The organism is Ligilactobacillus salivarius, assembly GCF_035231985.1.
GTDB classification, from domain to species: Bacteria; Bacillota; Bacilli; order Lactobacillales; family Lactobacillaceae; genus Ligilactobacillus; species Ligilactobacillus salivarius.
This window is the reverse complement of the sequence record NZ_CP117983.1, coordinates 269268-283128: the sequence shown is the minus strand read 5'-3', so window position 1 is coordinate 283128 and position 13861 is coordinate 269268. Positions and strand designations below refer to the sequence as shown.

General features: G+C 35.7%; 8 protein-coding genes. 1 reads left to right on the top strand and 7 read right to left on the bottom strand.

Going from position 1 to position 13861, the window contains the following annotated elements; genetic code table 11:
- Window positions 1–100: 100 nt before the first annotated feature.
- The 5 genes from PTA89_RS01165 to rpsL all read right to left on the bottom strand — a co-directional run bounded on the left by PTA89_RS01165 (window position 101) and on the right by rpsL (window position 5271).
- Window positions 101–1285 (bottom strand): MalY/PatB family protein, encoded by a 1185-nt coding sequence (locus tag PTA89_RS01165; protein WP_201898507.1) that lies wholly within the window; start codon window positions 1283–1285, stop codon window positions 101–103.
- A gap of 17 nt (window positions 1286–1302) precedes the next feature.
- Window positions 1303–2034 carry an NAD-dependent protein deacylase gene (locus PTA89_RS01160; protein WP_201898508.1) on the bottom strand — a complete coding sequence of 244 codons (732 nt, stop codon included), beginning with the start codon at window positions 2032–2034 and terminating at the stop codon, window positions 1303–1305.
- A 104-nt stretch (window positions 2035–2138) separates the two neighbouring features.
- Window positions 2139–4232, bottom strand: a complete 2094-nt coding sequence (fusA, locus tag PTA89_RS01155) for an elongation factor G (protein WP_011475578.1) — start codon at window positions 4230–4232, stop codon at window positions 2139–2141.
- 120 nt (window positions 4233–4352) lie between these two features.
- The gene (gene rpsG / locus PTA89_RS01150; RefSeq protein WP_003699701.1) at window positions 4353–4823 is read right to left on the bottom strand and encodes a 30S ribosomal protein S7; all 471 of its coding nucleotides are present in this window, start codon (window positions 4821–4823) and stop codon (window positions 4353–4355) included.
- A gap of 34 nt (window positions 4824–4857) precedes the next feature.
- Window positions 4858–5271, bottom strand: a complete 414-nt coding sequence (rpsL, locus tag PTA89_RS01145; RefSeq protein ID WP_003703807.1) for a 30S ribosomal protein S12 — start codon at window positions 5269–5271, stop codon at window positions 4858–4860.
- Window positions 5272–5555: 284 nt separating this feature from the next.
- On the opposite strand from rpsL, the gene PTA89_RS01140 reads away from it, so the two are divergent.
- Window positions 5556–6272: a prepilin peptidase gene (locus PTA89_RS01140; protein WP_081533569.1), complete on the top strand. Its 717-nt coding sequence runs from the start codon at window positions 5556–5558 to the stop codon at window positions 6270–6272.
- 45 nt (window positions 6273–6317) lie between these two features.
- Here the strand turns inward: PTA89_RS01140 and rpoC are convergent, their stop codons facing one another.
- Both rpoC and rpoB read right to left on the bottom strand, forming a co-directional pair.
- Window positions 6318–9983: a DNA-directed RNA polymerase subunit beta' gene (gene rpoC, locus PTA89_RS01135; protein WP_003701972.1), complete on the bottom strand. Its 3666-nt coding sequence runs from the start codon at window positions 9981–9983 to the stop codon at window positions 6318–6320.
- Between the two features lie 28 nt (window positions 9984–10011).
- Complete coding sequence (gene rpoB, locus PTA89_RS01130; RefSeq protein WP_003707088.1) at window positions 10012–13611, bottom strand: DNA-directed RNA polymerase subunit beta; 3600 nt, start codon at window positions 13609–13611, stop codon at window positions 10012–10014.
- Window positions 13612–13861: the final 250 nt, after the last annotated feature.

Genomic DNA, 13861 nt, shown 5'->3' with positions numbered 1-13861 from the left:
TTGTATCAAAGTTAAGCGCTATCGCAACTGAAGTTTTCTATAAATATTCTTGATATTTTTTTGAAGTATGTCTTAAATAATTATTAAAGTAACAACCTAATTATTTATTTAGTATCAAGCTCATTAAATCGTCATCTTTTCGCTTAAATAGTACAACAGCTCGCTGCAATCTCCTCAATGCATCTTCAATTAAATCTGTTGAAGTTGCTATATTCATACGTAAGAATTGTTTTCCATTTCCATCAAATTTATCTCCAGCAGTTAAAATTAACCCTGTCTTTTTACGAATAAATTCCGTTAATTCTTGTGCATCAACATTTAATGATGATATATCCAACCAAAGAAAGTATGATGCTTCGTTTAAACTTGGTTTCACATCTGGAACATTATGCTCTAAAAAACGTTCAATGAAATTTCGATTTTCTCTTAGATATTCTTTCAATTCTTCAAGCCAAACTCTTCCTTTTGTATATGCTGCAATTGTTGCCGGAACTGCTAAACTATTAGCTTCATTAAGATGGAAACTTTTTATTGCGTTATCTACTTGCTCTTTCAACTCTTTATTTGGTGTTATTATTGTTGCAGTTTGAATTCCAGCAATATTAAATACTTTACTTGGTGAAACAGCTATAATCGTATTCTTTAATAATTTTTCGTCTAAACTAAATAATGGAGTATATTTCTTCTCAAATGTTATTTCCCCATGAATTTCATCACTAAAAATTTTAAAATCATACTTTAAACTTAATTTTAGTATCTTTTCCAAATCTTTTTGAGACCATATTTTTCCAACTGGACTATGCGGATTACAAAGAACAAATAGATTAGTCTTTTTTAATTTATCTTCTAAATCTAGCCAATTAATGTCATAATTGCGTTTTTCTTTATCGTAAATAAGTTCACTTACTAGTACTTTTTGTTTTCCTTCTCCAACTTTCTTAAATTTATCAAATCCTGGAGTTAAAACTGTTATTACACTATCTTCACTCATTAAATTAGTAATAATAGCTGATAAAGTAGCTACTACTCCTTGAGAAAAAGACATCCAGGAAATATCAAGGGTACAATTATGCATTTCTTTATACCATTTAGCTACACTTGCATAATATTCGTGCGGAATATATTCGTATCCAAAATTCTTATTTTCTATTCTTTTGTGTAATTCAGTAATTATTTCAGGTGCTACTTCAAAATCCATATCACCAAGTGTCATTGGTAATTCGCTATCATTAACATGCCACTTAAGTGAATTCTGAAATTTTTCCACCTTATCAAAATTGTACATTCTACTACCTCTCAATTTTACTCTATTATTTCATCAAAAACTTTTCCTATACTATCATGGATTAATAAATCTGCATATCTGTCATAAGGTGTCTTACTTTTATTAATTAAAATTAGTTTATTCCCATCATAATAATTAACAAAACTTGCAGCTGGATAAACATTTAGAGAAGTTCCACCTACAATTAACATGTCAGCTTTTTTTATTGCTTTAATACTATTATTGATAATTTCTTCATCTAATCCTTCTTCATATAAAACAACATCTGGTTTGATTATCCCACCACACTCTTTACATTGTGGTACACCCTTACTTTCTGTAATTGTACTTAATGGGTAAAATTTGCCACATTTCATACAATAATTTCTATGAATTGATCCATGCAATTCGTAAACAGTCTTACTTCCTGCTAATTGATGTAGTCCATCTATATTTTGAGTAACGATGGCTTTTAACTTACCTTGTTCCTCTAATTTAGCTAATCCTAAATGTGCTAAATTAGGCTTAGCACTTTCATATATCATAGTAGAACGATAAAAATCATAAAATTTTTCTGGATTTTTCATAAAAAATGAATGCGATAAAATTTGCTCTGGAGGATAACCAAAATTCTTTACTGTATTATAAATCCCTTGTTCACTTCTAAAATCTGGAATTCCACTTTCAGTAGATACTCCTGCTCCACCAAAAAAGACAATGTTGCTACTCTCTGAAACTAATTTTTTTAATTTTAGTATATTTTCATCCATGAAAATCCCTCCATTCTATAATATATCTACATCTTATTTTACCCTATATGTAAAAAAAAAGAACCCAGACTTCGTCTGAGTTCTTTATCTTAATTTACTAAGAATTATTCAGCGTTACCGCCATTTTTCTTAATAATTTCATCTTGGATGCTCTTTGGAACTGGTTCGTAGTGATCCATTGTCATTGTAAATGTACCACGACCTTGTGTTGCGGAACGTAATACAGTTGCGTAACCGAACATTTCAGCCAATGGAACAAATGCGTTAACAACTTGTGCGTTACCACGTGCTTCCATACCTTCAACACGTCCACGACGAGCTGTAACATGACCCATAACATCACCTAAGTTATCTTCTGGTGCAATGATTTCAACCTTCATAATTGGTTCAAGAATTACAGCACCACCCTTAGGAGCAGCGTTACGCAATGCTAAGGATGCAGCAACCTTAAATGCAGCTTCACTGGAGTCAACATCGTGGTAACTACCATCATATAACTTAGCCTTAACGTCGATTAATGGGTAACCAGCCAATACACCGTTTTGCATAGCTTCCTTCAAACCTTGTTCTACTGAAGGAATGTATTCACGAGGAACTACACCACCAACGATAGCATCTTCAAATTCGAAACCTTTACCTTCTTCATTTGGTGTAAATTCAATCCAAACGTCACCGTATTGACCTTTACCACCAGATTGACGAACAAACTTACCTTGTGCAGATACTTGTTTTGTAAATGTTTCACGGTAAGCAACTTGAGGTTCACCAACAGTAGCTTCAACGTTAAATTCACGCTTCATACGATCAACGATGATATCCAAGTGCAATTCACCCATTCCGGCGATCAATGTTTCACCTGTTTCAGGGTTTGTTTCAGCCTTGAATGTAGGATCTTCTTCAGCAAGTTTTTGTAAAGCAACGTCCATCTTATCTTGGTCTGCTTTTGATTTAGGTTCAACAGAAACTTGGATAACTGGATCTGGGAATTCCATAGATTCAAGAATCAATGGTGTCTTAGGATCTGTTAAGGAGTCACCTGTTGTTGTGTTCTTCAAACCAATAGCAGCAGCGATATCACCAGAGAATACTTCTGGAATTTCGTTACGGTGGTTAGAGTGCATTTGTAGTAAACGACCTACACGTTCACGTTTACCCTTTGTAGCGTTCAATACGTATGAACCAGCTTCAAGAGTACCACGGTAAACACGGAAGAATGTTAAACGACCTACGAATGGGTCTGTAGCAATCTTAAATGCTAAACCTGCGAATGGAGCAGAGTCGTCAGCTTTCAATTCAATTTCTTCACCTGTTTCAGGATCTGTTGCCTTGTATGGCTTAACATCTAATGGAGATGGTAAGTAATCATTAACACCATCTAACATCATTTGAACACCTTTGTTCTTGAAAGCAGAACCTGCAAATACAGGGAATACGTCTAAGTTCAATGTAGCTTGACGAATTGCAGCACGAATTTCATCGTTGCTGATTTCTTCACCTTCAAGATACTTGTCCATGATATCTTCATTAACGTCAGCTAAAGCTTCGATCATTTCATCACGACGAGCTTGTGCATCTTCTTTGTATTCATCTGGAACATCAACTGTATCCCATTTTGAACCTAATTCGTCTTCATCATACAAATCAGCCTTCATTTCGATTAAGTCGATAACACCTTCAAAGCTATCTTCTGCACCGATAGGCATTTGTACAGGCAATGGATTTGCTTGTAAACGATCTTTAATTGTACTTACAGAGTAATCAAAGTTAGCACCAATCTTATCCATCTTGTTAACAAAAACAATACGAGGAACACCGTATGTTGTAGCTTGACGCCAAACGTTTTCTGTTTGTGGTTCTACACCAGATTGAGCATCTAAAACAACTACCGCACCATCAAGAACACGTAATGAACGTTCTACTTCAACTGTAAAGTCAACGTGTCCTGGGGTATCGATAATGTTAATACGGTTTTCTTTCCATTGAGCTGTTGTAGCAGCAGATGTGATTGTAATACCACGTTCTTGTTCTTGTTCCATCCAGTCCATTTGGGAAGCACCATCGTGTGTTTCACCAATTTTGTGAATCTTACCTGTGTAGTACAAGATACGTTCAGTTGTTGTTGTCTTACCAGCGTCGATATGAGCAACAATACCGATATTACGTGTTTTTTCCAATGGGAATTCACGTTTGTTTGCCATTGAGAATTTCTCTCCTTCCAAAATTAAAAATTATAACTAATCGAATTAATAAGTAAACCTTCAAAAAAATGACTATTATAGGCTTTACTAAACAAACCATATAACAGCCATTTGTGAAAATTACCAGCGATAATGTGCGAATGCACGGTTAGCGTCAGCCATCTTATGTGTATCTTCACGTTTCTTAACAGCTGCACCTGTATTGTTTGCTGCGTCCATGATTTCTTTAGCTAAACGTTCGGACATTGTGTGTTCACCACGAAGACGTGAGTATTGAACTAACCAACGTAAACCTAAAGTTGTACGACGATCTGGACGAACTTCAATAGGAACTTGGTAGTTAGAACCACCAACACGACGTGCCTTAACTTCAAGTACAGGCATGATGTTCTTCATTGCTTCTTCAAAAACATCCAATGGTTCATTTCCTGTTTGTTCCTTAATAATATCAAATGCTTGGTATAAAATCTTTGATGCAGTCCCACGCTTACCATCTAACATCAAACGGTTGATTAAGCGAGTAACCAATTTTGAGTTATAAATTGGATCTGGGAGCACTTCGCGTTTTGCAACGGCACCTTTTCTTGGCATTTAAAATAACCTCCTCAAATACTAGTTACTAAAATTATTTCTTAGGCTTCTTAGCACCGTACTTAGAACGGCTTTGCATACGGCCTTCAACACCTGCTGTATCTAAAGCACCACGAACGATATGGTAACGAACACCAGGTAAGTCTTTTACACGACCACCACGAATAAGAACAACACTATGTTCTTGTAAGTTGTGTCCGATACCCGGAATATAAGCTGTAACTTCAATTAAGTTAGATAAACGAACACGAGCATACTTACGTAAAGCTGAGTTAGGCTTCTTAGGTGTCATTGTACCAACACGAGTTGCAACACCACGTTTTTGTGGAGCTGAGTTGTTTGTTTGTACTTTCTTATAACTATTGTACCCAAAGTTTAAAGCTGGGGAATTAGATTTTGAACCTTTAGATTTACGACCTTTACGAATTAATTGGTTAATTGTAGGCATCTCTAAAGCTTCCTCCTTCCTTATTTTAAGAATATTAATTAAGTACACACATCCAGGAGTTTCTTTTTTGAGTTTAAAAAAATAACGCCTCAATGTACGTCAGAATAAATGTGCTAACCTGCTCACAGCCAGCACGATCTTGAGATAACTCAAGAGAACTGTTCACATAAAGCACCTTTAATAGAATATCACGCTTAATACACTGATGTCAATTTAATTTTTATATTTTTTGTGCTAATTTTATTTATTTTCAGCGTAATTTATAATTAAGAGGTGAAATTATTATGATTTACATATTTTTTCTATTATTTATACTAGGAACTTGCTCAGGTTCATTTATTTCGTGCGTTGCTTACCGATATAAATTAGGAATAAGCATTATATATCCTAGGTCTTTCTGCGATAACTGCTCACAAACTTTGCAGCATTGGCAATTGATACCTATTATTGGCTTTATACTTCAAAAAGGAAAATGTCATTTCTGTAAGCAAAAAATTCCTTTAAGTAGTACTGTTATTGAATTAGCTATTGGTGTCATATTTATTTTTAATACGATCATAATAGCGAATACTAATTTAATTTTTACATCATTACTAGTAGTCTGGCTTACTTTAATCTCTTTAGAAGATTATTACACATTGAGCGTTGATTCAATTACTCTTGAATATGGAGGATTAATATTGCTCATTTTTAGATTTCATACCGTAATTACTAATCTAAAAGCTAATTCCCTCATAATCATTCTTTTCACAATTATTTTAATCAGTTGTAATCTTCTAAATAAATTTGGTACTGCAGATACTATCTTGATTGTTTTTAGTTTTTTATTACTAGGATTTTACAATACTCTAGTAGTAATTCTTTTATCATGTATTTTAGGAATTATTTCATATTTAATCAAAAGGGATTTTTCTGCTTCTCACCCCTTTATTCCATATTTAAGTTTGAGTATTTTAATTATTTTTTATGCAACAAATATATTTAAAATTCCAATAATATAAAAAAAATCAGGTAGAAAATCTACCTGATTTTTTTACTTCTATATTCTAGTTTGAAGATTCAACATTATTTTGTTGTTCATTAATCTTTTCTTCTAATTCAGAGATTGAATAAACACCATCTGTTACATTGCTATTAACAACTTCTGGTTCGATATCATGATACTTCTTCATACCTGTACCTGCAGGAATTGTCTTACCAATAATAACATTTTCTTTCAAACCAACAAGTGGATCGTTCTTACCGCGAATTGCAGCATCTGTCAATACACGTGTTGTTTCTTGGAATGAAGCAGCAGATAAGAAACTGTTTGTTTCAAGAGCAGCTTTAGTAATACCAAGAAGAACTGGACGTGCAGTAGCAGGAATTCTACCTTCAATGATTGCACTTGTATTGCGATCTTTGAATTGGCTAATATCCAATAGAGTTCCTGGAAGCATATCTGTATCACCTGGATCCATAATACGTACTTTACGTAACATTTGACGAGTCATGATTTCAATATGCTTATCTGAAATATCTACACCTTGCATACGGTATACTTTTTGAACTTCACGTAAAATGTAGTTTTCTGTAGATAAAACATCACGAACCTTGATAAGTTCTTTAGGATCAATAGAACCTACAGTCAATGCATCACCACGATGAACTTGATCGCCTTCCTTAACTTTAAGAACGGAAGTAAATGGCAAGCTATATGTTCTAGTATCTGTTTCACCTTTAACAGTAACTTCTTTTGTACGTTCAGCAGGATTTTCTTCAACTGTATCAACAACACCAGTAACTTCTGTAATTACTGCACGACCTTTAGGATTACGTGCTTCAAATAATTCTTGAACACGAGGAAGACCTTGAGTAATATCGTCGCCACCAGCAACCCCACCTTGGTGGAAGTTTCTCATTGTTAACTGTGTACCTGGTTCACCAATTGATTGAGCAGCAACGGTACCTACTGCTTCACCAACTTCAACTTCATCACCAGTAGCTAAGTTACGTCCATAACAACGTTCACAAACACCGTGACGTGTGTTACATGTGAATGCAGAACGAATAGTAACTTTTTGTACACCAGCATCAACAATCTTACGAGCTTCGGATTCTTCTACTAATACATTAGCAGGAACAATAATTTCACCAGTATTAGGATCTTTAACTTCTTTCATAGTATAACGACCCAAAATACGATCATATAATGGTTCAATCATTTCATTACCTTCAGTAATAGCAGTAACATCCAAACCTCTATCTGTATGACAGTCTTCTTCACGAATGATAACATCTTGAGCAACGTCTACTAAACGACGAGTCAAGTAACCAGAGTTAGCTGTCTTCAAAGCAGTATCCGTCATACCTTTACGAGCACCGTGAGAGGACAAGAACATTTCCAAAACAGAAAGACCTTCACGGAAGTTTGAAATAACAGGCAATTCCATTGTCTTACCGTTAGGAGCAGCCATCAAACCACGCATACCAGATAACTGTGTAAAGTTAGAAATATTACCACGAGCACCTGAATCACTCATCATTTGAATTGGGTTAGATGGATCCATGTTTTCAACCAATTTAGCTTGAATATCATCTTTTGCTTTGTTCCAGATAGAGATAACACGATTGTATCGTTCTTCATCTGTAATCAAACCACGACGGAATTGCTTAGCAACAGTTGCAACATTCTTATGTGCTTGTTCAATAATTTCTGGCTTTTCTTTCAAAACAGTAACGTCAGCGATACCAACAGTTAAACCTGACTTAGTAGATTCGTAATAACCTAAATCTTTCATACGGTCAAGTAATTCTGCAGTTGCAGTTACTTTATACTCTTTATAAACTTGAGCGATAATATCTGATAAGAATCCAGATTTAAATGGTCCTACTAAAGGTTGATTCTTAATGAATTCCTTAATATCTGTTCCCGGTTCTACAAAGTACTTATCAGGAGTCATTCCTGTTAAGTTTTCTTGTGTAGGTTCATTTAAGAATGGGAAATCAGCAGGTAGAATTTCATTAAAGATTGCTTTACCAGCTGTAGTTATTAAAATACGTTCTTTTTGCCAATCAGTAAATGGTGTACCTAACTTAGCTAATGAAGAAGCTTGCAAACCAATTCTTGTATGCAAATGTACATACCCGTTTTGGTAAGCTGTTCTTACTTCGTTAACATCCTTAAATACCATACCTTCGCCTTCACGACCAGCTTCTTCAAGTGTGATGTAGTAATTACCGATTGTCATATCTTGAGATGGTGAAATGATTGGTTTACCATCTTTTGGAGCTAAGATATGATGAGCAGCTAACATCAATAAACGAGCTTCAGCTTGAGCTTCATCTGATAAAGGAACGTGAATAGCCATTTGGTCCCCGTCAAAGTCGGCATTGTAAGCTTCACAAGCCAATGGATGGAGACGCATAGCTTTACCGTTAACCAATACTGGTTCGAAAGCTTGGATACCTAAACGGTGAAGCGTAGGAGCACGGTTTAGTAGAACTGGGTGTTCTTTGATAACATCATCTAAAACATCCCAAATATCTTCATCGCGGCGTTCAATCTTACGCTTAGCATTCTTAATGTTAGATGCCATTTCACGCTTAACCAATTCTCTCATCATGAATGGTTTGAACAATTCCAAAGCCATTTCATGAGGAATACCCATTTGGTTTAACTTCAACTTAGGACCTACATCAATAACTGAACGACCAGAATAGTCAACACGCTTACCAAGTAAGTTTTGACGGAAACGACCTTGCTTACCTTTCAACATGTGTGACAATGACTTAAGTGGACGGTTACCAGGACCAGTAACTGGGCGACCACGACGACCGTTATCAATTAAAGCATCAACAGCTTCTTGCAACATACGCTTTTCGTTTTGAACAATAATTCCAGGAGCATTCAAATCTAATAAACGCTTCAAACGATTGTTACGGTTGATAACTCGACGATATAAATCATTCAAGTCAGAAGTTGCAAAGCGTCCACCTTCTAATTGAACCATTGGACGAAGATCAGGTGGAATAACTGGGATTGCATCCATAACCATCCAATCAGGACGATTTCCAGAGTTCAAAAATGCTTCTAAAATATCTAAGCGACGAACTGCACGAGTACGTTTTTGACCTGTAGCTTCGCGTAATTCTTCTTTTAATTCAGCACATTCTTTTTCAAGATCTACATCTCTTAGTAAAGTTCTAATAGCTTCAGCACCCATTGCTGCCTTAAAGCCATCACCATATTCTTCACGTTTTTCACGATATTCGCCTTCAGTTAAGAGTTGTTTCTTTTCAAGTGCTGTATCACCTGCATCTGTAACTACATAAGATGCAAAGTAGATAATTTCTTCCAATGCACGTGGACTCATATCTAAGACAAGACCCATACGACTTGGAATACCTTTAAAGTACCAAATATGTGTAACAGGAGCTGCTAATTCGATATGACCCATACGTTCACGACGTACTTTTGAACGAGTAACTTCAACCCCACAGCGATCACAAACAACACCTTTATAACGGATACGTTTGTACTTACCACAGGCACATTCCCAGTCCTTAGTAGGTCCAAAAATACGTTCATCAAACAAGCCATCTTTTTCTGGTTTCAATGTACGGTAGTTAATAGTTTCAGGTTTCTTTACTTCACCATAAGACCAGCTACGGATCTTATCGGAAGAAGCAAGACCGATCTGCATACTATCGAATTTATTGACATCGATCAAAGGACCGACCTCCCTTTCTTATAATTGTCTATTCTGTCTTAGTTTCTTCTTTTTCAGCAGTTTCTTGTTCTGCTTCTTTAGCTTTCTTTTCTTCTTGTTCCTTTGCGAATTTCTTCAATGCATCAACGTTAACAATATCATCGTCTTCGTCATCCATATCACGTAATTCAATTTCATTCTTATCAGCATCAAGAACTTTCATATCCATACCTAATGCTTGTAATTCTTTAACAAGAACACGGAATGATTCAGGTACACCTGGTTTTGGAATTGGTTCGCCCTTAACGATAGCTTCATAAGTCTTAACACGTCCAACAACATCGTCAGATTTGTAAGTCAAAATTTCTTGCAGTGTGTAAGCAGCACCATAAGCTTCTAATGCCCAAACTTCCATTTCACCAAAACGTTGTCCACCAAATTGTGCCTTACCACCAAGTGGTTGTTGTGTAACTAATGAGTAAGGTCCAATTGAACGAGCATGAATCTTATCGTCAACCATATGTGCAAGTTTAAGGTAGTACATAACACCAACTGCTATACGGTTATCGAATGCTTCACCTGTACGTCCATCATATAAAACAGTCTTACCATCGCCAGGTAATCCAGCTTCTTGTAATGCACTCCAAATATCTTCATCACGAGCACCATCGAAAACTGGTGAAGCTACGTGAATACCTAATTTACGAGCAGCCATACCTAAGTGAAGATCCAAAACTTGTCCGATGTTCATACGGGAAGGCACACCCATTGGAGAAAGCATGATATCGATTGGAGTACCATCAGGCATAAATGGCATATCTTCTTCTGGAATAACAACAGAAACAGTACCTTTATTACCGTGACGTCCAGCCATCTTATCCCCAACTTGTAACTTACGTTTTTGAGCAATGTAAACACGAACCATCATATTTACACCTGGGGATAATTCATCTCCACCTTCACGAGTAAAGATTTTAACGTCTTGAACAATACCACCTGCACCGTGAGGAACACGTAATGATGTATCACGAACTTCACGTGCTTTTTCACCGAAGATAGCATGTAACAATCTTTCTTCTGCAGATAATTCTGTTACACCTTTAGGAGTTACTTTACCAACTAAAATATCTCCATCTTTTACTTCAGCACCAATACGGATAATACCAAATTCGTCAAGGTTCTTAAGAGCATCTTCACCAACATTAGGAATTTCACGTGTGATTTCTTCAGGTCCTAATTTAGTATCACGAGCTTCAGATTCATGTTCTTCAATATGAATAGATGTATAAACATCTTCTTTAACTAAACGTTCGTTAATTGCGATAGCATCTTCGAAGTTATAACCATCCCATGTCATAAATGCAATCAATGGATTTTGACCTAAAGCCAATTCTCCATTTTCCATAGCTGGTCCGTCAGCTAATACTTCATCAGCATCTACTCTGTCTCCAACACGTACAATTGGTGTTTGGTTATAGTTCTTACCACCATTAGAACGATGGAATTTCATCAATTTATACTTGTCCAAAGAACCATCGTCACGGCGAACTCTAATTTCACGAGCATCTACATATTCAACTGTACCTTCATGTTCAGAAATCAATGCTACCCCAGAGTCATGTGCAGCTTTGTATTCAATACCTGTACCAACTAATGGTGCATGCGGCTTAATCAAAGGAACAGCCTGACGTTGCATGTTAGCACCCATCAAAGCACGGTTAGAGTCATCGTTTTCCAAGAAAGGAATACATGCTGTAGCAACAGCAACTACTTGTTTAGGTGAAACGTCCATGTAGTCAACTTTTTCAGTTGAAATTTCAACGTCATCATCTTTCTTACGAGCCATAACTACATCATCAACAAAGGAACCATCATCATTTAATGGTGAGTTAGCTTGTGCGATAACGTAATTATCTTCTTCATCAGCTGTTAAGTAGTCAATTTTATCTGTAACTTTATGTGTTTTCCAAGATACACGACGATATGGTGTTTCAACAAAACCATACTTATTAATACGAGCATAAGAAGATAAACTGTTGATCAAACCAATGTTAGGACCTTCAGGAGTTTCGATAGGACACATACGACCATAGTGTGTATAGTGAACATCACGAACTTCGTATCCAGCACGGTCACGAGTCAAACCACCAGGTCCCAAAGCAGAGAAACGACGTTTATGAGACAATTCACCCAATGGATTAGTTTGGTCCATGAATTGGGACAATTGAGAACTTCCGAAGAATTCTTTAATTGAAGCAACAACTGGACGAATATTAATCAATTGTTGTGGTGTAACAGTTGATGTATCTTGAATTGACATACGTTCACGTACAACACGTTCCATACGTGATAAACCAATTCTAAATTGGTTTTGTAATAATTCACCTACAGAGCGAGTACGACGGTTACCCAAGTGGTCAATATCATCTGTTGAACCCATACCTTCTTGTAAATTGAAGAAGTAGTTCATGGAAGCTACTATATCAGCTGGTGTAATGTGCTTGAATTGGATATCAACATTTGCATTACCAATAACATTTACTACCTTTTCTGGATCCTTTGGTGAATATACTTTCACAATTTGAAGAGTCATTGGTTCTTGAACAACACCTTCTTCAGATGGATGGAAAGTAAATGTCTTGAAGTCATCTCTTGCTAAGTATGGAGCTAATTTATCCATAACTTGCTTATCAATAACTTCATCCTTATTTACAATAATTTCGCCTGTATCAGGATCAGCTAATGTTTCTGCAACAGTTAAATTCAATAAGCGTGTCTTTAAATCTAACTTCTTGTTAATCTTATAACGACCAACAGGTGCTAAATCATAGCGCTTTGGATCAAAGAAACGAGCTGTTAACAAACTACGTGATGAATCAGCAGTCTTTGGTTCACCTGGACGTAGACGTTCATAAATATCTTTCAAAGATTCTTCTACACGAGAATCATCCATATTCTTATGTACATCTTTTTCCAAAGTAAGCATCAAGCTATCGCTATTAGATCCTAAAATTTCTACAATTTCATTATCAGAACCGTATCCCAAAGCACGGATAAGTTCTGTTAATGGAATTTTACGAGTACGATCAATACGTACATATGCTACATTCTTTGCATCTGTTTCATATTCTAACCAAGCCCCACGATTAGGAATTACAGTTGTACCGTAGTTAGTACGACCATTCTTATCTAATTCGGAGTTGAAGTATACACCTGGAGAACGAACTAATTGTGAAACAATAACACGTTCTGCCCCGTTAATAATGAATGTACCTTGCTTAGTCATCAATGGGAAATCGCCAAAGAATACATCTTGTGACTTAATTTCACCAGTTTCATGGTTGATTAAGCGTAAAGTAACATGTAATGGTGCTGAATAATTAGCATCATGTTGACGTGCTTCTTCAACTGTATACTTTGGTTCTAAAAGTTGATAATCTACAAATTCAAGTGATAATTTACCTTGAAAATCTTCAATTGGCATAATGTCATCAAACATTTCACGAAGACCTTCATCTAAAAACCACTTGTAAGAATCAGTTTGAACTTCAATCAAGTTAGGTAGATCAAGAACTTCTTTAATTCGCGAGTAACTTCTACGTACACGGTGTTTACCGTATTTTACTAAGTGTCCTGCCAAGTTGTTCACCTCTCAAAAAATTTGCTGTGACTCGATTAATTTATTACAATTTTATTACAATTTTATTACAATTTTATTACAATTTTATTACAATTTTATTACAATTTTTATTTTTACCGGTTTTTTGGCAAAAAAAAGCAAAAACAGACAGAGACAAATTAAATTTGCTTCATACTATTTTTGCTTTTATCAAGTCTGCTATGGACAATATATCATAACAAACAATCAATTCACAGTTTTTCGCATTTATATATTTTAA

Excerpts from the sequence above, each read along its gene's own strand:
- PTA89_RS01165 (WP_201898507.1), bottom strand. The coding sequence starts at position 1,285 with ATGTACAATTTTGATAAGGTGGAAAAATTTCAGAATTCACTTAAGTGG.
- PTA89_RS01160 (WP_201898508.1), bottom strand. The coding sequence starts at position 2,034 with ATGGATGAAAATATACTAAAATTAAAAAAATTAGTTTCAGAGAGTAGC.
- fusA (WP_011475578.1), bottom strand. The coding sequence starts at position 4,232 with ATGGCAAACAAACGTGAATTCCCATTGGAAAAAACACGTAATATCGGT.
- rpsG (WP_003699701.1), bottom strand. The coding sequence starts at position 4,823 with ATGCCAAGAAAAGGTGCCGTTGCAAAACGCGAAGTGCTCCCAGATCCA.
- rpsL (WP_003703807.1), bottom strand. The coding sequence starts at position 5,271 with ATGCCTACAATTAACCAATTAATTCGTAAAGGTCGTAAATCTAAAGGT.
- PTA89_RS01140 (WP_081533569.1), top strand. The coding sequence starts at position 5,556 with ATGATTTACATATTTTTTCTATTATTTATACTAGGAACTTGCTCAGGT.